Annotated in this window: 16 protein-coding genes; 10 read left to right on the forward strand and 6 right to left on the reverse strand. The window is 63.4% G+C overall.

Annotated features, from left to right (window positions below; translation table 11 throughout):
• Window positions 1–6: 6 nt before the first annotated feature.
• On the reverse strand, window positions 7–1,596 hold the full coding sequence (garD, locus tag FQ705_RS00765; RefSeq protein ID WP_144137563.1) for a galactarate dehydratase: 1,590 nt from the start codon (window positions 1,594–1,596) through the stop codon (window positions 7–9).
• A 214-nt stretch (window positions 1,597–1,810) separates the two neighbouring features.
• On the opposite strand from garD, the gene kdgD reads away from it, so the two are divergent.
• From kdgD to FQ705_RS00780, 3 genes are all read left to right on the forward strand, one after another.
• Window positions 1,811–2,728 (forward strand): 5-dehydro-4-deoxyglucarate dehydratase, encoded by a 918-nt coding sequence (kdgD, locus tag FQ705_RS00770; protein WP_144137564.1) that lies wholly within the window; start codon window positions 1,811–1,813, stop codon window positions 2,726–2,728.
• Between the two features lie 58 nt (window positions 2,729–2,786).
• Window positions 2,787–4,235, forward strand: a complete 1,449-nt coding sequence (locus FQ705_RS00775) for an MFS transporter (RefSeq protein ID WP_409934664.1) — start codon at window positions 2,787–2,789, stop codon at window positions 4,233–4,235.
• A 158-nt stretch (window positions 4,236–4,393) separates the two neighbouring features.
• Window positions 4,394–5,137 carry a FadR/GntR family transcriptional regulator gene (locus tag FQ705_RS00780; protein ID WP_144137566.1) on the forward strand — a complete coding sequence of 248 codons (744 nt, stop codon included), beginning with the start codon at window positions 4,394–4,396 and terminating at the stop codon, window positions 5,135–5,137.
• 101 nt (window positions 5,138–5,238) lie between these two features.
• Here the strand turns inward: FQ705_RS00780 and FQ705_RS00785 are convergent, their stop codons facing one another.
• Window positions 5,239–6,822 (reverse strand): aldehyde dehydrogenase (NADP(+)), encoded by a 1,584-nt coding sequence (locus FQ705_RS00785; protein WP_144137567.1) that lies wholly within the window; start codon window positions 6,820–6,822, stop codon window positions 5,239–5,241.
• Between the two features lie 237 nt (window positions 6,823–7,059).
• On the opposite strand from FQ705_RS00785, the gene garL reads away from it, so the two are divergent.
• Together garL and FQ705_RS00795 are read left to right on the forward strand one after the other, a co-directional pair.
• Window positions 7,060–7,860, forward strand: a complete 801-nt coding sequence (gene garL, locus FQ705_RS00790) for a 2-dehydro-3-deoxyglucarate aldolase (protein WP_144137568.1) — start codon at window positions 7,060–7,062, stop codon at window positions 7,858–7,860.
• Between the two features lie 9 nt (window positions 7,861–7,869).
• The gene (locus FQ705_RS00795) at window positions 7,870–8,784 is read left to right on the forward strand and encodes a 2-hydroxy-3-oxopropionate reductase (RefSeq protein WP_409934662.1); all 915 of its coding nucleotides are present in this window, start codon (window positions 7,870–7,872) and stop codon (window positions 8,782–8,784) included.
• Between the two features lie 140 nt (window positions 8,785–8,924).
• On the opposite strand, the gene FQ705_RS00800 is transcribed toward FQ705_RS00795, so the two are convergent.
• The 3 genes from FQ705_RS00800 to FQ705_RS00810 form a co-directional block, all read right to left on the reverse strand.
• Window positions 8,925–10,226, reverse strand: a complete 1,302-nt coding sequence (locus FQ705_RS00800; RefSeq protein WP_144137570.1) for an MFS transporter — start codon at window positions 10,224–10,226, stop codon at window positions 8,925–8,927.
• 27 nt (window positions 10,227–10,253) lie between these two features.
• Window positions 10,254–11,090 (reverse strand): NAD-dependent epimerase/dehydratase family protein, encoded by an 837-nt coding sequence (locus FQ705_RS00805; protein WP_144137571.1) that lies wholly within the window; start codon window positions 11,088–11,090, stop codon window positions 10,254–10,256.
• Between the two features lie 268 nt (window positions 11,091–11,358).
• Window positions 11,359–12,180 (reverse strand): alpha/beta fold hydrolase, encoded by an 822-nt coding sequence (locus FQ705_RS00810; RefSeq protein ID WP_144137572.1) that lies wholly within the window; start codon window positions 12,178–12,180, stop codon window positions 11,359–11,361.
• Between the two features lie 580 nt (window positions 12,181–12,760).
• On the opposite strand from FQ705_RS00810, the gene FQ705_RS00815 reads away from it, so the two are divergent.
• The 4 genes from FQ705_RS00815 to FQ705_RS00825 all read left to right on the forward strand — a co-directional run bounded on the left by FQ705_RS00815 (window position 12,761) and on the right by FQ705_RS00825 (window position 16,454).
• Complete coding sequence (locus tag FQ705_RS00815; RefSeq protein ID WP_144137573.1) at window positions 12,761–14,185, forward strand: cytochrome ubiquinol oxidase subunit I; 1,425 nt, start codon at window positions 12,761–12,763, stop codon at window positions 14,183–14,185.
• Window positions 14,186–14,220: 35 nt separating this feature from the next.
• Window positions 14,221–15,228, forward strand: coding sequence for a cytochrome d ubiquinol oxidase subunit II (gene cydB / locus FQ705_RS00820; RefSeq protein WP_144137574.1), 1,008 nt, complete (start codon window positions 14,221–14,223; stop codon window positions 15,226–15,228).
• Window positions 15,200–15,355, forward strand: coding sequence for a hypothetical protein (locus tag FQ705_RS33900; RefSeq protein ID WP_186307753.1), 156 nt, complete (start codon window positions 15,200–15,202; stop codon window positions 15,353–15,355). Before cydB ends, FQ705_RS33900 begins: the two co-directional genes overlap by 29 nt.
• Before the next feature lie 355 nt (window positions 15,356–15,710).
• The gene (locus tag FQ705_RS00825; protein WP_144137575.1) at window positions 15,711–16,454 is read left to right on the forward strand and encodes a response regulator transcription factor; all 744 of its coding nucleotides are present in this window, start codon (window positions 15,711–15,713) and stop codon (window positions 16,452–16,454) included.
• A 37-nt stretch (window positions 16,455–16,491) separates the two neighbouring features.
• On the opposite strand, the gene FQ705_RS00830 is transcribed toward FQ705_RS00825, so the two are convergent.
• On the reverse strand, window positions 16,492–18,423 hold the full coding sequence (locus FQ705_RS00830) for a hybrid sensor histidine kinase/response regulator (protein WP_260854352.1): 1,932 nt from the start codon (window positions 18,421–18,423) through the stop codon (window positions 16,492–16,494).
• Window positions 18,424–18,749: 326 nt separating this feature from the next.
• Here FQ705_RS00830 and FQ705_RS00835 point away from each other — a divergent pair, with 326 nt between their 5' ends.
• Complete coding sequence (locus tag FQ705_RS00835; protein ID WP_144137576.1) at window positions 18,750–19,541, forward strand: hypothetical protein; 792 nt, start codon at window positions 18,750–18,752, stop codon at window positions 19,539–19,541.
• Window positions 19,542–19,566: the final 25 nt, after the last annotated feature.

The raw sequence follows: 19,566 nt of genomic DNA on the forward strand, positions 1-19,566 counted from the left end.
GATCGATCAGGTCACCGGCGCCGGATTGAACAGCGTCAACGCGTTGTGCAGCTTGAGCTTTTCGGCGCACGTCTGTTTGCGGCCGCTGGCGACGTCGAGCATCAGGCGGAACAGTTCCCAGCCCACCTCTTCGATGGTCGAGGCGCCAGTGGCGATCGTGCCGGCATTGATATCCATCAGGTCATGCCAGCGGCGCGCGAGATCCGAGCGCGTGGCGACCTTGATGACCGGCACTTCCGCGAGACTATACGGCGTGCCGCGCCCCGTCGTGAAGACATGCAGGTTGATGCCCGCCGCGACCTGCAACGTGCCGCAGATGAAATCGCTGGCCGGCGTGGCCGCGTAGATCAGGCCTTTCTGGCGGACTTTTTCGCCCGGCGACAGCACGCCGGAGATCGCCGAGTTGCCCGACTTGATGATCGAGCCCATCGCCTTTTCGACGATGTTCGACAAGCCGCCCTTCTTGTTGCCCGGCGTGGTGTTCGCGCTGCGGTCGGCACCGCCGCGCTTCAGATAATCGTCGTACCACTGCATTTCGCGGATGATCGCCGCGGCCACGTCGGCATTCGCCGCACGCGCCGTCAGTTGATCGACGCCGTCGCGCACCTCCGTGACCTCCGAGAACATCACCGTCGCGCCCGCGCGCACCAGCAAGTCGGTGGCGAAGCCCACAGCCGGGTTGGCGGTCAAACCGGAAAACGCGTCGCTGCCGCCGCATTGCACGCCGATCACGAGGTCGGCTGCCGGGCAGGTTTCGCGACGCCGATTGTTCAGGCGCTTCAGGTGACCCTCGGCCATCCGCATGATCGACTCGATCATCGACTGGAAGCCGACGTGCGCTTCGTCCTGCAGCACGACCACGTCGCCATTCAGATCGGCTTCGATATCGCCGATGTCCGCGACTTCGGCGAGATTCGCGGCCGCTGCGATCGGAATCGTGCCGGGCGGCATCAGGCGTTCGGGCTGCAGCTTTTCGCAGCCGAGACTGACCATCATCACTTCGCCGCCGAAGTTCGGATTCAGACTGATATTGCGCACGGTGCGGATCGGCACCATCGCGTCGGGCGCGTCGATTGCGACGCCGCAGCCGTAGGTGTGACCAAGGCTCACCACGTCGTCGACATTGGGATACTTCGGCAGCAACTCGGCTTTGATGCGCGTGACCGCATGCTGCACCACGTCGGCGACGCACTGCACGGTGGTCGTGATCGCGAGAATGTTGCGCGAACCGACCGAGCCGTCCGCGTTGCGGTAACCCTCGAACGTAAAGCCTTCGAGCGGCGGCATCTCCGGCGCCTTGATGGTGGCGATCGGCAGATCTTCCAGCCCCGGCGGGCTCGGCATGCGGATCACGTGTTCGTTGATCCAGCTGCCCTTGGGCAACGCCTTGAGCGCATAGCCGATCACTACGTTATAGCGGATGACCTCTTCGCCCTCGGCCAGATCGGCCAGCGCAACCTTATGACCCTGCGGCACGCGCTCGCGCAGCGCGAGGCCGTCGGCAAAGACCGCGCCCTCACCCAAACCGCCGTCGTTGACAACGATCGCGACGTTGTCGTTGGGGTGCACGCGAATGTAGAGCGGAGATTGTTCCATTGCATCGATCCTTATGGCGTTGTACGCCTGCTGCGCCAACTATTCATACGTCATCCTACAACATGAAAAGTTAGGCAGACGTTCCGTATTTACCCTATGACGTGCATTATGCCGCGAAAACCCCGTTGAGTTAGCCGATTTGTTGTTGTACGATGACGTATAAGAAATCTCCATTTCGAGAAACCAACCTCTATCGCCGCCCAGGACACTCATCATGACGACACCGCAGGAACTCAAACAGATCGTTTCGGAAGGCCTTCTCTCCTTCCCCGTCACCGACTTCGACGAAAAGGGCGATTTCCGCGCCGACACCTATGCCGAGCGCCTCGAATGGCTTGCTCCGTACGGCGCGTCGGCCCTGTTCGTGGCCGGCGGCACGGGTGAGTTCTTCTCGCTCACGCACGACGATTATTCGAACGTGGTTCGCACCGCCGCCGAAGTCTGCAAAGGCAAGGTGCCGATCCTGGCTGGTGCGGGCGGCCCGACGCGCGTCGCGATCGCGTACGCCAAAGAAGCCGAGCGCCACGGCGCGAACGGCATTCTGCTGATGCCGCATTACCTGACCGAAGCCTGCCAGGAAGGGATCGCCGCGCACGCCGAAGAGGTCTGCAAGTCGGTGCCGAACATGGGCGTGATCATCTACAACCGCGCCAACTCCAAGCTCAACGCTGACATGCTCGAAGGCCTGGCCGAGCGTTGCCCGAACCTGATCGGCTTCAAGGACGGCGTGGGCGAGATCGAAAACATGGTGACGATCCGCCGGCGCCTGGGCGACCGCTTCTCGTACCTCGGCGGCCTGCCGACCGCGGAAGTCTATGCCGCGGCCTACAAGGCGCTGGGCGTGCCGGTGTATTCGTCGGCGGTGTTCAACTTCATCCCGAAGACCGCGATGGACTTCTACCGCGCCATCGCCGCGGACGACCACGCAACCGTCGGCAAGCTGATCGACGAATTCTTCCTGCCGTACCTGGCGATCCGCAATCGCCGCGCGGGCTACGCGGTCAGCATCGTCAAGGCGGGCGCCAAGCTCGTCGGCCACAGTGCCGGCCCGGTGCGTGCGCCGCTGACCGACCTGACCGAAGAAGAAATGGCCGAGCTGGACGTGCTCATCAAGTCGCTCGGCCCGCAGTAAATTAACTGGCCGAACGCTTGCATCGGATGCATCGTTCGGCCACGCGAACCAGGTCAGCCTGGACGGCACCACGAAGCGCGCCCGGGACGGCAACGTCGCCGGGCGTTTTTCGTCTCGCGGCTTCAAGGCAGCACGGCAAAACATTGAGGAGATGACCATGGAAATGAGCCGAACGGCCAGTTCCACTCACGTCGCCAAACGCACCAAAGTGCGCTACGCGATCCTGCTGCTGATCTTTCTGATCACCACTTTCAACTACGCGGATCGCGCGACGCTCTCGATCACCGGCTCGGCCATGCGCACCGAGTTCGCGCTCGACGCCGTGCGCATGGGCTACATCTTCTCGGCTTTCAGCTGGGCTTACGTGCTGTCGCAACTGCCGGCCGGCTGGCTGCTGGACCGCTTCGGCGCGCGGCGAGTCTACGCCGCGAGCATTTTCTTCTGGTCGCTCTTCACGTTGCTGCAAAGCTCGATCGGCTTGCTGGGCAGCGCGGGCGCTGCGATCACCGCGCTCTTCGTGCTCCGTTTCGCGATGGGCGCAGCCGAATCGCCCGCATTTCCGGCCAATGCCAAGGTGGTGGCCAGCTGGTTTCCCACCGACGAACGCGGCACGGCGTCGGCCATTTTCAATTCGGCGCAGTACTTCGCGGCGGTCATCTTCACGCCGCTGATGGCATGGCTCACCCACGCGTTCGGCTGGCATATGGTCTACGTGGTGATGGGCGTGCTCGGGCTGCTGCTCGCCGTCACCTGGCTGAAGGTGATGAAAAACCCTGCCGACCATCCGCGCGTTTCGCGTGCCGAACTCGAGTACATCGAACAGGGCGGCGGCGTGGTGAGCGGCCATCGCAAGGCGCGTCCCGACGATATCGGCAAAGCCGGCGGCTGGTTTCTCATACGGCAGTTGCTGAGCAACCGCATGCTGCTCGGCGTGTATCTCGCGCAGTACTGCATCAACGTGCTGACCTACTTCTTCCTGACGTGGTTTCCGATCTACCTGGTGCAGGCGCGCGGCATGACGATTCTGCATGCGGGTCTGGTGGCTTCGCTGCCGGCGATCTGCGGGTTCTCCGGCGGCGTACTCGGCGGCATTCTGTCCGATGGCCTGATCCGCCGCGGCCATTCGCTGACGATCGCGCGCAAGGTGCCGATCGTCGGCGGCATGCTGCTGTCGGTATGCATCATCGGCTGTAACTATGTGTCGACCGATTGGGTCGTGGTCGCGCTGATGTCGCTCGCGTTCTTCGGCAAAGGCATTGGCGCACTCGGCTGGGCGGTGGTGGCCGATACGTCGCCGAGGGAAGCGCTCGGCCTGTCCGGCGCGATCTTCAATATGTTCGGCAACGTGGCCGGAATCGTCACGCCAATCGTGATCGGCTATCTGGTCGCCACGACCGGCTCGTTCAACGGCGCGCTGGTGTTCGTGGGCGCGAACGCCCTGCTCACGGTGTTCAGTTATCTGGTGATCGTGAAGGACATCAAGCGAGTCGAATTGCGCCCAAACTGAGCGCGAACGGTTATCGTACTTCCGGTGGACGACACGCTGGCGCCTTGCCCGCGAAGCGTCGCGGGAAATGATCCGGCGTTTATTTAATCAGTCGTCAGACGACGGTATAATGAAATGCAGGTAGTACCTGCAACTATTTGATTCAAGGGGCGTTTTCGATGGCTACACCACTGGCATCCGCGGCACCGCCACGACGCGCTCGCAATCTTGCCGAGTTCGTCGTCGGCTATGTGACCGAGCAAATCGCGTCGAACGCATTGAGACCCGGCGACAAACTGCCGACCGAATCTCAACTGATGGTCACGCTGAGCGTAAGCCGCACGGTGATTCGCGAAGCGATTTCGCGTCTGCAGGCGGGCAAGGTCATCGAGACGCGCCACGGCATCGGCAGCTTCGTACTCGAGCCGCCGCGCGAAAAGCTCGGCATCGACATGGTGCCCGCCACCACTTTGCGCGACGTGCTGTCCATCCTCGAATTGCGCATCAGCCTGGAAACGGAATGCGCGGGACTCGCCGCGCAGCGCGCCAAGGCAGACGACCTCGCCCGCATGCGCACCGCGCTCGACGCGATCGAAGCCACCCGCCACAACGGCCTGGATAGCGTCGACGCCGATCTGCAGTTCCACATTTCGGTGGCGCGCGCCACGGGCAACCGCTATTTCGTCGACATCCTCACGCAGATGGGCAGCGCGTTGATCCCGCGTAACCGGCTGGACTCGGCGGGCATTGCGCGCGCTGAGCCGGACGCGTATCTGTCGCTCGTCAATCTGGAGCACGAAAGCATTCTTGAAGCGATCACGCGGCACGATGCTGACGGCGCACGCGCCGCCATGCGCATGCATCTGTCGAATAGCCGCGAACGCTTGCGGCGCGCGAACGAGGCGTCCGAGGCGAATAGCTGAGGCGCAAGAAAACGCAACGCCGCTGAAGTCGAAGCAGAGGCAAAAAAGCCGGGAATTTTCATTCCCGGCTTTTTTATTTCACGCGCGATTCGAACCCACGCTTAGCTGCGCGTGATCTCGCCATCGCGACGACGCCACAAGTCCAGCGGATTGCCGTCGACCAGCGCCTCGGGCAGCAGGTCGGCCGGGAAATCCTGATAGCACACCGGACGCAGGAAACGATCGATCGAGGTCGTGCCGACCGAGGTCGCGCGGCTGTCGGACGTAGCCGGGAACGGACCGCCGTGGACCATCGCGTGACAGACTTCGACGCCGGTCGGGAAGCCGTTGACCAGAATGCGGCCCGCCTTGCGTTCGAGAATCGGCACCAGTTTCTTCGCAGACGCCAGATCGGCGCTGTCCATCAGCAACGTGGCCGTCAGCTGCCCAGCGAAATGCTCGGCCACCGCCAGCAACTCCTGCTCGTCCTTGCAGCGCACCACCGTCGACGCCGGACCGAACACTTCGTCTTCCAGTGCGGGCGTGGCGAGGAAGGTCGGCGCGTCGGTCACGAACAAGGCCGCGCGGGCTTGCGTCGGGCCCGTCGTGTCGACGCCGCGCGCCACCGTTTCGACACCCTTTAGCGCGGCCAGCTTGCCTTCGCCTTCTTCATACGCGGCATGAATGCCGGAGGTCAGCATGGTCTGGGCAGGCTTGGCCGTCAACGCTTCCGAAGCGGTGGCGACGAAGCCCTTGAGCGCGTCGCTGTCGATGGCGATCGCGAGACCCGGATTCGTGCAGAATTGTCCCGCCCCCAACACCAGCGAATCGACGAAGCCGCGCGCGAGCGCCTCGCCACGCTGCGCCAGCGCATTCGGCAACACGAACACCGGGTTGATGCTGCTCATTTCCGCATAGACCGGAATCGGCTCGGCCCGCGCCGCCGCGACGCGCATCAGCGACAGACCGCCCGCACGCGAACCGGTGAAGCCAACCGCCTTGATCGCCGGATGCGCGACCAGCGCTTCGCCCACCGAATTGCCCGCGCCGACGATCATCGAGAACACGCCTTCGGGCAGATCCATTTCCTGTGCGACGCGTTGAATCACGCGGCCGACCAGTTCCGAGGTGCCCAGGTGAGCGCGGTGTGCCTTCACCACGACCGGGCAACCGGCCGCCAGCGCCGCCGCCGTGTCGCCGCCGGCAACGGAAAACGCCAGCGGAAAATTGCTCGCGCCGAACACCGCGACCGGGCCGAGTGCGATCTTCTGCAGACGCAGATCGGAACGCGGCAAGGGCTTGCGCTCCGGCAGCGGCGAATCGAGCGTGGCGTCGAGCCATTGGCCCGCGCGCACGACCTGTGCGAACAGTTTCAACTGACCGGTCGTGCGGCCGCGCTCGCCTTCGAGACGCGCTTTCGGCAGACCCGATTCCTGCATGGCGCGCTCGATCAGCACGTCACCCAAGGCGGTGATGCCGTCGGCGATGCGTTCGAGAAACTCGGCGCGCACGCTCAGCGGCAGATTCCGGTACGGGTCGAACGCCTTGTGCGCCAACTCGCACGCCGCGTTGACATTGGCCACTGTGCCGCTGCCAAAAACCGGCTCGGCGATGTCGGAGCCCGTCGACGGGTTGAACGCATGCAACGGTTTTTCCTCGCCGCGCACCGCCTGGCGGCCGATCAGCATTTCGCCGGTAATAGACATTTCGCTTTCCTTAAATGAACGCCACAGATATAGGTCATCCTACAACATGGAGCATGCTACTGGCAACCGGAAACGCCCGTCAGAGGAGGAATTCGGGTTTACGTGGCCGTTACAAGCCCAAGTGCCAATGCTACTCTGACCCAAGACATACGACGACCTATAACATGCGTTTGACTGCGCCAGGTTACGCCGTCGTCGGAGCTTGCCCGATCCATTGCCGTTCGAGGAAAACATCCCATGTCAGCCGCCCTGCCGTATCAATCCCTACCCAATAGCTTTCGCCGTGCCGTCCGCGACGGCGACACCCTGATCGGCTGCTGGGCCTCGCTCGCGAGTCCAATCGCCACGGAACTGCTCGGTGTGATCGGCTTCGACTGGATGCTGCTGGATGCCGAGCACGCGCCGAACGACGTCCTCACGCTGATCCCGCAACTGATGGCCCTCAAGGATAGCGCGAGCGCGCCGGTCGTGCGGCCGCCCGCCAATGACAGCGTGTTCATCAAACGCCTGCTCGACAGCGGTTTCTCGAACTTTCTGGTGCCCTTCGTGGAAAGTGCCGACGACGCAGCCCGCGCTGTCGCCGCGACGCGCTATCCGCCGCAGGGCATACGCGGCGTCTCCGTAAGCCACCGCGGCAATCGCTATGCGACGCTGCCCGATTACTTCAAGCTGGCCAACGACAACGTCTGCGTCATCGTGCAGATCGAAAGCCGCAAGGCCGTCGACAACATCGACGAGATTCTGGACGTGGATGGCGTGGATGGTGTGTTCGTCGGCCCGTCCGATCTCGCCGCGTCCTACGGCCACCTCGGCAACGCCAATCATCCCGATGTGCAACAAGCCATCGCGCGCGTGTTCGAGCGGGCGCAAGCTATGGGCAAGCCGAGCGGCATCCTCGCGCCGGTTCAGGCGGACGCCGAGCGCTATCTTGCGATGGGCTGCCGCGTGATCGCGGTCTGCGCGGATATGGGCCTGCTCAAAGGCGCCGCGCAGGCGGTTCAGAACCACTTCATGCAGAAACCGGCCGGCCACGTGTAAGGGGCCGCCATGACTTCCTCGGAGCATTCCATGCAAAAAGCAGGCTTTATCGGACTCGGCATCATGGGCAAGCCCATGGCTGCCAATCTTCTCAAGAACGGCGTGTCGCTCGCGGCGTTCACCCGCAGCGGCGTGCCCGACGATCTGGTCCAGGCGGGCGCACTCGCCTGCGACAGCCCCGCTGCCGTGGCCGCCCAGGCCGAGGTGATCTTCGTCATGGTGCCGGACACGCCGGACGTGGAGCGCGTGCTGTTCGGCGAACAGGGACTCGCGAGCGCCTTGCGCGCGGGACAAACGGTGGTCGACATGAGCTCGATTTCGCCGATGGCCACGCGCGAGTTCGCGGCACGCGTGCGCGAGCGCGGCGCGGACTATATGGACGCGCCAGTGTCGGGCGGCGAAGTCGGCGCGAAGGCCGGTTCGCTCACCATCATGGTGGGCGGCGAGCAGGCCAGCTTCGACAGCATCAAGCCGCTCTTCGACATGATGGGCAAGAACGTGACGCTGATCGGCGCAGTCGGCGCGGGACAGGTGTGCAAGGTGGCCAATCAGGTGATCGTCGCCGCGACCATCGAGGCCGTGGGCGAAGCCTTGCTGCTCGCCGCGAAAGCCGGCGTCGACCCGGCGCGTGTGCGCGAAGCGCTGATGGGCGGCTTCGCCTCTTCGCGCATTCTCGAGGTGCATGGCGAGCGCATGGTCAAGCGCACCTTCGATCCGGGTTTCCGCATCGAGCTGCATCAGAAGGATTTGAATCTCGCGCTCTCGACGGCGCAGGCGCTCGGCGTCTCCCTGCCGAACACCGCGACTTGCCAGGCGCTGTTCAACGCTTGCGTCGCGCACGGCGGCAAGGCGTGGGATCACTCGGCGATGGTCCGCGCGCTCGAGCTACTCGCGAATCACGAAATCGGCCAACCGGCTGCCTGAGTTGCGTTGAGGTGAGTGAAGTTGAGTCGAGCCGGACCGGATCGCCGCACGGCGATCCACAAAACACAAAAAAAATGGCGGCGCCTTCATCGAGGCGCCGCCATTTTTGCTATCCGTCCCGCCGCATCATCGGAACCGACTTACGTGCCTGACTTCGCAGCAGCGCCCGCTGCCGCCCAACGCGGCTCCGGCATACGTTCCGCACTCCTCGCCAGCAGACACACAACCCCTGCCGCGATGATGTCGAACACCGCCAGCACTACGAACAAGGGGCTGTAACCGATCTGCGTGACCAGCACACCGAACAGCGCGGTGAACGCCGCCGCACCCAGATAGCCGGCCATGCCGCCCATGCCTGTCGCCGTCGCCACTTCGTTCTTGCCGAACATGTCGGAGGTGATCGCGTACAGCGCACCCGACAAGGTCTGGTGCGCAAATCCGCCGACGCACAGCAGCGCAACCGCCGCGTAAGGACTCGCCACCAGGCCCACGCAGGCCGGTCCGATCATGCACAGCGCGCCGACCACGAACACCAGCTTGCGCGATGTGAAGAGCGAGACCCCGGCGTACTTGTGAAACAGCGGACTCAGATAACCGCCCAGCACGCAGCCGACATCGGCGGCCAGAAATGGCATCCAGGCGTACAGCGCGACTTCCTTCAGGTTCATGTGCCGCTCGGTCATCATGTAGAGCGGAATCCATGCGTTGAAAGTCTGCCACGCCGGTTCGGACAGAATGCGCGGAATGCCGATCGCCCAGAAGTCGCGGCTGCCGAGCATCGCCAGGCGGCTGCGTTTGGGCGCGCCGGCATCGCTATGTTTGGCCTCCTGACCGCTCAGGATGTAATCGCGCTCGCCGTCGCCGAGCAGCTTCTGGTCGCGCGGGTGCTTGTACAGCACCATCCACAGCACGCTCCACACGATCCCCGCCACGCCGACGATCACGAAGGCCAACTGCCATTCGCCGTGCAGCAGCGCCCACACCACCAGCGGCGGCGCCAGCAACGCGCCGATCGACGAGCCGATGTTGAACCAGCCGATCGCCACCGACCGTTCCTTAGCCGGGAACCACTCGCTGGTCGCCTTGACGCCGGCCGGGATGCCGGCCGCCTCGGCGATGCCGAGCACGCCACGGAAGAACGCCAGACTGCGCCAGCCCGTCGCCCACGCCGCCGCCGCGCACGCCACCGACCAGGCCAGCGCAAAGGCCGCAAAGCCGAGCTTCGTGCCGACGGTATCGAGCAGGAAGCCCGCCACCGGCTGCATGAACGCATAGCAGAGCTGCCACGCGACGACCACGTGCGCGTACTGCGCGGTGGTGATGTTCAGGTCTTTCATCAACGTCGGCGCCGCGACCGACAGCGTATTGCGCGCCAGGTAATTGATGATGAGCCCGGCCGCGACGAGGCTTACCATCCACCAGCGGATGCCCTTGACTTTCATAACTGTCTCCTCGTAGTCCCGCGCCGCTCAGGAGCGTTGCGCCGGCGTGGCGGACGAGGCAACCTGGCCGTCCGCGTCGCGCGAATAATCGATCCCGACAAAGCTGCCGCCCTGGAAGCGCTGGCCCAGAGCATCGAGCGGATTGGGGCGCGCGAGGATCCCGGCGGCGTAGTCTTCCGCGTCCTGCGTGGGCTGATAGCCCAGCCGCGCGGCGCCGCTGTTGTCCCACCAGCTGCGTTTGTTGGCCGACACGCCCCACACGGTGAGAAAGCCGATGTCTTCCGCCTCGACGCAGCGGTCGAGGAAGTGCAGCAAGTCGCGATGACCGAACCACGTACTCAGATGACGCTGCTCGGTGGGCCGCTCGAGGCAACTGCCGATGCGCACGCACACGCTTTCGATGCCGTGCTTGTCCCAATACATGCGCGCGAGCGATTCGCCCCACACCTTGCTGAGGCCGTAGAAACCGTCCGGGCGCAGTTCACAGTCGAGGCTCAGATGCTCCGTGACCGGGTACATGCCGATCGCGTGATTCGAACTGGCGAACACGATGCGCTTCACGCCATGACGACGCGCGCCTTCGTACACCTCGACGAGCCCGCGCAGATTGTTCTCGATGATCTCCGGCAGCGGACGTTCCACGCTCGTGCCCGCGAAATGGATCAGCACGTCGACGCCTTCGAGCAGCCGATCCACCACTGCGGGATCACGCAGATCGCCGTGCATCACGTCTTCACCGTCGACGAGCGGCACGAGGGCCTTCGAGCCCGCTGCCGAGCGCAACGGCGTGCCGCGCGCAACCAGCGCGGCGCGCACGACAGAGCCCAATTGGCCACCGGCCCCACTCAAGGCAATCTTCTTCATAACGTTCCTTTACTGCGCCATGCGCGATCTTCTACAACGCATTAGTTGTACGATAACGTACTATCAACGATGCGCGTCCGGATTTCAACCAGGCATTTACCCGGAGAGCATCAACGCTCCTGTCGCGCATTCTCTTTCCAAACAACAACATAGCGCATTTCTATTTATGTGACGTCGTATAACTTGGAGCGGAGAAATGCCATTACTCTGGTTGCGGGAGGCGCCAGCTGACCTCGGCGCCTGCGTCGCAACCTCCACGCTCAATGCATTACGAACCGATGAATTCCAGCAAGTCGGTATTCACCTTGTCGGCTTCGACGGTGCACATGCCGTGCTGGCCGCCCGGATAGACCTTCAGCGTAGCGTTCTTGACGATCTTCGCCGTCAGCCGGCCAGCCGCGTCGATTGGCACGATCTGGTCGTCGTCGCCGTGCAGCACGAGCGTAGGTACATCGATCTTCTTCAGGTCGTCCGTGTAGTCGACCTCGGAAAACTGCTTGATGCAGTCGTACAGACCTTTGATCGAGCCGACCATGCCCTGTCGCCAGAACGAATCGATCACGCCTTGCGACACTTTCGCGTTCGGGCGGTTATAGCCATAGAACGGCACGGCCAGGTCCTTGAAAAACTGCGAGCGATCGGCTTCGGTGTTCTTGCGGATGTCGTTGAACACCTCGATCGGCGTGCCGGTCGGGTTGTCGGCGGTTTTCAGCATCAGCGGCGGCACCGCACCGATCAGCACGGCCTTCGCGACCCGCTGCGTGCCGTGCCGGCCGATGTAGTGCGCCACTTCCCCGCCACCTGTCGAATGGCCTACGAGCGTGGCGTCCTGCAAATCGAGGTGTTCGATCAGCGCGGCGAGGTCGTCGGCGTAGGTGTCCATGTCGTTGCCGTCCCACGTCTGCTCCGAGCGGCCATGCCCGCGCCGGTCGTGCGCGATCACGCGAAAGCCCTTGTTGCCGAGGAACATCATCTGCGCGTCCCAGGCATCCGCGCTCAACGGCCAGCCGTGCGAAAACACGATCGGGCGGCCTTTGCCCCAGTCCTTGTAAAAAATGGTCGTACCGTCTTTCGTCTTGATCGTGCTCATCTGCTGACTCCTCGTGGATGAAGTCTGCCGTTGCCGGCAGGTGGATGAAACGTGGCATGGCGTGACGCATGACACGACGCACCGGCAAGTGCGTCGGCTAGGACTATCGATTCGAATAGTGGGAAAAATACGGGAAGACTTGCCGACGGGCGCGCGTGGTTCGGATTTCCGCGCCGGGCGAAGCACTCGCCGCCGACTGCTTGCATGGTAGAAGCAAACGCGCCCTTTAGCCAGCGAAGCGGCCCCTCGCCGGAATTCGCGCTCCGGCTCTCCGCGCAGGCGGCGATCGACTGCGAGCGCGGCGGCCGCGCCATGCTGCAGCGCGGTCGATTGACGCAGTCTGATCGCGCACCGGCACCGCACGCCTGGCGAAGCATTCAGAAAAACTTGATGCCCATCAATGGTTTGCGGTCTTGAAATCGAAAAACCGCGTAAAACAAGGCGGTTTTTTGACGCACGTGGCGTCGCAGCAAAGAGTTCGACCATCCCCTACTCTGGCGCCATCTGCAAAAACGCAGTGCGCACCGACACCGGTCGACGCGCGTAGTCCACCCCGGTGGACATCACGCATATCACGCTCATGACCCCCGCACTATCGGCTTTCGATCTCGCCCGCATTCAGTTTGCGTTCACCGTTTCGTTTCACATCGTGTTCCCCGCGCTCAGCATCGGCCTCGCCAGTTTCATCGCCGTCCTCGAATGGCGTTGGCTGAAAACCGGCAAGGCGTACTACAAAGATCTTTGCCTGTTCTGGTCGAAGATCTTCGCAGTGGCCTTCGGCATGGGCGTGGTTTCCGGCGTGGTGATGAGCTATCAGTTCGGCACCAACTGGTCGGGCTTTTCCAGTTTCGCCGGACCCATCACCGGCCCGCTGCTGATGTACGAAGTCATGACCGCCTTCTTTCTCGAAGCGGGCTTTCTCGGCATCATGCTGTTCGGCTGGCAGCGCGTGAGTCCGCGCGCGCATTTCGGCGCCACGCTGATGGTCGCGATCGGCACACTGATCTCGACCTTCTGGATCCTCGCCTCCAATAGCTGGATGCAAACGCCGCAAGGCTTCGAAGTCGTGAACGGACATGTCGTGCCGCTCGACTGGTTCAAGATCATCTTCAATCCGTCGTTCCCGTACCGGCTCGCGCATATGGCGCTGGCGGCGTTCATCGTCGCGGGACTGGTGGTGTCGGCGGTGGGCGCGTGGCATCTGTTGCGCGGAAGGCGCGATCCGGCCGTGAAGAAAATGTTCTCGATGGCGCTCTGGCTGCTGTTGATCCTCACGCCGATCCAGGCGTTCGTCGGCGATCAGCATGGTTTGAATACGCGTGAATATCAGCCGGCCAAGATCGCCGCGATCGAAGGGCTGTGGGACACCGAGAAAGGCGGCACCGCGCTGAACCTGTTCGGCATTCCCGACATGCAGGCGGAGACAACGCGCTACGCCGTGTCGATTCCGCATCTAGGCAGTCTGATCCTCACGCATAGCTGGGATGGCGAGATTCGCGGCCTCAAGGAATTCCCGCCGCAGGACCGGCCGAACTCGACCGTGGTGTTCTGGAGCTTTCGCATCATGGCGGGCCTTGGTGTACTGATGATCCTGATGTCGCTGGTCGCGTGGGTCTTGCGCCGTCGTGAACGTCTGTTCGAATCGAAGTGGTTCCAGCGCTTCGCGGTGGCCATGGGGCCGACCGGTTTCATCACGCTGCTGGCCGGCTGGGTCACCACCGAGGCAGGTCGTCAACCGTGGGTCGTGTATGGCGTGATGCGCACTTCGCAGGCCGTGTCGCCGCTAACCACGCAGCAGGTCGGCATTTCACTGATGACCTTCGTAGCCGTGTACTTCCTCGTGTTCGGCACCGGCATCTACTACATGCTCAAACTGATGCGCTCGGGTCCGGCACTGCCGGGCCAGACGCCGCACGGCGCACCCCACGACACGCCGTCGCGTACGCCGAACCAGACTGCGCGCCGCCCGCTGTCCGCCGTCGATCAGATGATCGACGCTGCCTGAGCCCAACACTTCACTAGCCGCTAGCGAGAAAGACCATGGACGTAACCGTAGTGTGGGCCGCGATCATCGCATTGGGCCTTTTCATGTATGTGGTGCTGGACGGCTTCGATCTGGGGATCGGCATCGTCTTCCCATTCTTCCCCGACGAGAAAGAACGCGACCTGATGATGAACACGGTCGCCCCCGTCTGGGATGGCAACGAGACGTGGCTGGTGCTCGGCGGCGCCGGTCTGTTCGCGGTGTTTCCGGTGGTGTATGCGACCGTGCTCTCCGCGCTGTATCTGCCGCTGATCTTCATGCTCGTGTGTTTGATCTTTCGTGGCGTGTCGTTCGAAATCCGCGCCAAGGCCAATCGCACGAAGCATCTGTGGGACCTGGCGTTCATCGGCGGCTCGGCGGGCGCGACGTTCTTCCAGGGCATCGCCCTCGGTGCATTCCTGCAAGGCATCCCGGTGAACCATGGCGTGTATGCCGGCGACGCCTTCGGCTGGCTCACGCCGTTCAGCCTGCTCACCGGACTCGGGCTCGTGGCGACCTATGCGCTGCTCGGCTGCTGCTGGCTGGTGGCGAAGACCGAAGGCGATCTGCAACGCCGTCTGCATCGCGTCGTGTGGCCGCTTACGCTGGTGCTGCTCGGCTTCATCGCACTGGTCAGTCTGTGGACGCCGCTGCAGGACCCGACCATCGCGCAGCGCTGGTTCCACGACAACCTGTTCTACCGTCTCCTGCCGGTGCCGTTCCTCGTGGCCGTGTGCGCGTTCTTCATGTATCGCGCGGTACGGGACCGGCATCACAACACGCCGTTCGCGCTGGCCCTGCTACTGGTGCTGCTCGGCTACGCGGGACTGCTGGTGAGTCTCTGGCCGTATGCGATTCCGTCGAGCATGACGCTGTGGGACGCGGCCGCGCCGCGCTCCAGCCAGATGTTCACGCTGGTCGGCGCAGCGGTGATTCTGCCGATCATCATCGCCTATACGACGATGGGTTACTGGGTATTTCGAGGCAAGGTGCGTCATGGCGACCAACATCACTATCATCACTGAACGGACGCGCAAGCTGCCCGGCTGGCTCTGGTTCGTCGCGCTATGGTGCTTCGGCGTGGGCTCGGCGATGTCGCTCGGTTTCGCGTTCAAGCTTCTGATGAATGCGACGTTATTTGCGATCAGATAAGCTGGGTTTCGGCACGTTCCGATCTGCTGCGCATAAGCTGCTCGCCCGGGTTTGTGCGGCTTCAAAAACGGGGTTCGCGGCTCGTCTACCTAGCAAGCCGGAACCTATGCGCGGGAGACCTGCCTTAGACTTGAGCGCGACCGAACGCGACCATCATGCGGTGCATGGAACGACCCGGCGATCATACAAATAGAACGACAGTGGCGCGGCGAGCCGGAACAGGCGCCGCCGCGCCATCTGCGGGCCTGAGAATCGCGGGATAGCCGGCAATGATGCGATTCACGAGAATAGAAGTAAAACGAGACCCTGTAACAGCGCGCCGCCCAGGCGCGCAGGCCCGACTCGCGGAGACATCATGAAGTTTCTTGTGGCCGACGACCATGAACTGATCCGGCAAGGCGTCAAAAGCATGCTGCGCGGACTCGACCCCGACGCCCAGTTCGACGAAGCCGATAGCTGGGAGACGCTCGCCGCAGCCGCGCGCCCGGACGCCGACCACGATCTGGCGATCGTCGATCTGCATATGCCGGGCATGAGCGGCGCTTCGTCGCTCGAGGTGCTGTTGAAAGCGAATCCCGCGTTACCGTTGGTGGTGTTATCCGCCGAGGAATCGCCCGACGAGATGCGCGCGGTGCTGGCCGCCGGCGCGCTCGGCTTCGTGCCGAAGCGACAGCCCGCCAGCGTCATGCTCAAGGCGATCGAACTGGTGCTGTCCGGCGGCGCGTATGTGCCGATGGAAGCGCTGAGCCTGCTGGGTTCGCGCGATGCGCAAGCTGCGCCGGCGCGCGCCGAGGTTGTGCCGGAGTGGTCCGCGCAGCCGGTGGCGCAGGCAACAGCGATCACTGAACCCATCACGCAGATCCAGGCGCTCCAGCCGCATCAGCAGCACTTGCTGGAGAACCTGTCGCCGCGTCAGCAGGACATCATGCGGCTCGTGCACCGGGGTTGGACCAACAAGATGATCGCGCGCGATCTGGGTGTCGCGGAAGGCACGGTCAAGGTGCATCTGTCGGTGATCTTCCGGGCGCTGGGCGTGCACAACCGGTCCATGGCGATCGCGGTGATCAACGGCTGGCTGGAGGCCGGTAAGACGCTTTAAAAAGCGGCGGCGTCACCCAACACCGCCCCGGCACCGTCTACTTTTGCGGCTCGCTCTGCGGCGAGATCGGTTGCGACTGGCGGCCTGTTTCGCGCGTCAACGGATTCGCCGCCGACGACTCGACGCCAGCTTTCACGAGCGCGCTTTGCGCTGCATCGTCCTCCGGCGTGGCGCGCAATGCCGCTGTGGCCACCGCCCGTCCCTTATCCAGTTCCGCCTGCTGCCACAGCATTTCCAGCGTGCGACGCAACCGCGCGGGCGTGACCGGCTTATGCAGCACAGGAATCCCCTGCAAGGCGAGCGCCGCCAGTTCCGCCGACGCCATATCCCCCGTAATCAGCAATGTCACCACGTTGTCGTGACCCGCGCGCGTCAGCACATTGCGCACCGCCGCCAGCGCCTGCGCGCCGGTGCGATGATTGGCGAGCTGGTAATCGCACAGGACGGCGTCCGGCACGAAGCCCTCTTCCAGCGCGACCAGCGCGTCGACCTCGTCGCGTGCGCCTCGCACGCTGCAGCCCCAACGTCCCAACAGACTGGAGAGTCCTTCGAGAATCGACGGATCGTCGTCGATACACAGCACGTGCCGCCCTTGCGCCGACGGGCCGCCGGCCACCGCTTCGTTCAGGCTCGCCACGATGCCGCCGACTTCGCCCGCCTGCACCGGCAAGCGGAACACCGAGCCGCGCCCCGGCGCGGAGCGCAACTGCAACTCGCCGCCCAGCATGCCGACCAGCCGCTTGACCGTCGGCAGACCGAGACCATGCCCCTGGCGGGCATCGCGTTGTGGATTGGCGACCTGATAGAACTCTTCGAAAACCCGCTCGTGCTCCTCGACGGGAATGCCGATGCCGGAATCGCGCACCTCGATATAACCGCCCGATGATCGCCCCGCGCGTCGGAAGCCCAGCCAGATCGCGCCCTCTTCGGTATAGCGCACCGCGTTCGACAGCAGATTGCTCAGCACGCGCTCGAGCAACACAGGATCGTCGTGCACCACCATCGTGGTCGGCGCGATGCGCAGCGCAAGCCCTTTCGCCGCGGCCTGCGGACGATACTGGCTGCCGACCCGCTCGAACAGTTCGGAAAGCCGGAAATGCAGCCGGATCACCTGGGTCACGCCACTTTCGAGCCTGGCCAGATCGAGCACCTGATTGAACAGCTGATTCAAGGCTTCGACGTTGTAGACGATATGTTCGGCAGTCTTCGCGTGTTGCGTGGGCGTGGCCGCCGCGTCGTTGAGCGACGCCGCCAGCAAACCGATCGCATGCAAGGGCTGGCGCAAATCGTGACTGGCGGCCGCGAAAAATCGCGTTTTGGCGAGGCTCGCTTCTTCGGCGACGTGTTTTTGCGCCGCCAGCGACTCCGCCAGATATTGCTGATCGACGCGCGCCTGCACGACTTGCCGGAACAGCTTGCGATAGCTCAGCGCATAGACGTTGATCGCGCAAAAGAAAAACGCGAGGACGATGGCGAGAATCGTGCGATCGAAGGTGTGCGAGCCGAAGTGCAGCACGATCGACGGAAACAGCAGGAACGGAATCGCGGTGGAAAAGTTAAGCAGGTCGAAACCATTCGACATGAACACGCCGGCGGCCAGGGTAACGAGCATCACCGTATGCAGCAGCGGCAAATCCGTTTGCGGACTCTGGAACGCGAACCACACCGCGATCCCCGGCATGCTGTAGAGCAGCACGCCGCGCAGCGCGTGCAGATAAATCCAGCCGCGCGGCGAGACGAGTTGCGGATAACGCCGGTTGCAGATCCACAGCGCGAGACTGGCGCAATTGGTGGCCGCATAAAAACTGAAGCACGCGATGAAAAGCGGCGGCGACGGTATGGTCGGCCAATAGATGCCCACCAGGACCGCGATTGAAAACCAGTGCGAAAAGAACGCGATCGGATCCTGCGCGTAGAGCACGCGCACCAGGTCTTCGTCGATTGCACGCTGGATAGGATCGGCCCGCATTGAGCGGTCTCCTTGTCGGGCACGGCAAATTCGGTGAGGGGAGCGCGCGGGCGCCCAGGCATGGTGCCGGATTTCAGCGCTGCATTCTGGTGCAAAGGCGGTATTTCTTCAGATGAATAACGCGCGATTGGCTGGAATAGCGCGATTTTCCGGATGGTTTACCCGGCAGTTTACCCATCAGCTACCACTTAATCCATATATGACGAATCGCCGGCGCCAACCATACTGGATTCACATTCCAGCGCGGCCGCAACTCTCCAGCGACTCTTCACCGCCTCCCCCGCGAGGCTCACCGCGCTTCAGCCTTAACCCCTACGGAGGTTTTCATGGGCGCAGTTCCGAGCCACGCGTTTGTCCGCAATCTCGACGATGCCATCCTGCCCGACCTGTGGCGCCGGCGCACTCGGTTGTCCAACGACGAAATGGTGTCGATGGTCGAACTGGTCAAGCGCGCACTGCGCACCTATCACCCGCTCGAGTTGCAGGCACTCGGCGAAGATAAGGAAGAACTCGTCGCGCAGTTCATCTACGCCAAAGTCCTGCGCCTCGCGCCCGGTCACACCGAAACCAACGCCTGTGCCGAGAGCGCGCCGTCCAACGGCTTTGCCCTGTGCGCCTATTTCCGCCGCTATCTGATCGACTGCCTGCGCAGCGCCGGCCATCAGCGCAACGTGTCGATGGAAAACGAAGGCATGGCGCAGGAAATCGATCTGCACGCGCATGCGCTCGAAGATCCGGTGGAAAGCGTGCTGCTGCAATACGGCCTCGACGAACAGCGCGTGCGCGGCGCGGCGCGCGACTTTATCGACAGTCTCGACGAACCCGAGCGCATCGTGCTGGCGGGCAGCCTCGGCTGGTGCTCGGAAGGCAAAGGAGGTTTGTCGGCAGTCGCGGCTCAGCATCGGGTGCCCTCGTATCACTATCGCGCCGTCAAACTCGGCGTCACCATGAAAAAGACGGCCGGCGTCGAGGATTTTTCCAATACCAAGATTGGCCGCTGGCTCACGGACGTGCTCGGCATCGAGATCGACATCGACAATCGCGACGCCATTCTGCTCGCGCTGAACCTGCTCGCCGCCGAATCGAGCGACAGCGAGATGAACGAAGCCGCCGCGTAACCGATCAGCGCGCAAGCACGGTGCG

Source organism: Paraburkholderia sp. BCC1884 (assembly GCF_900996225.1).
Classification (GTDB): Bacteria; Pseudomonadota; Gammaproteobacteria; order Burkholderiales; family Burkholderiaceae; genus Paraburkholderia.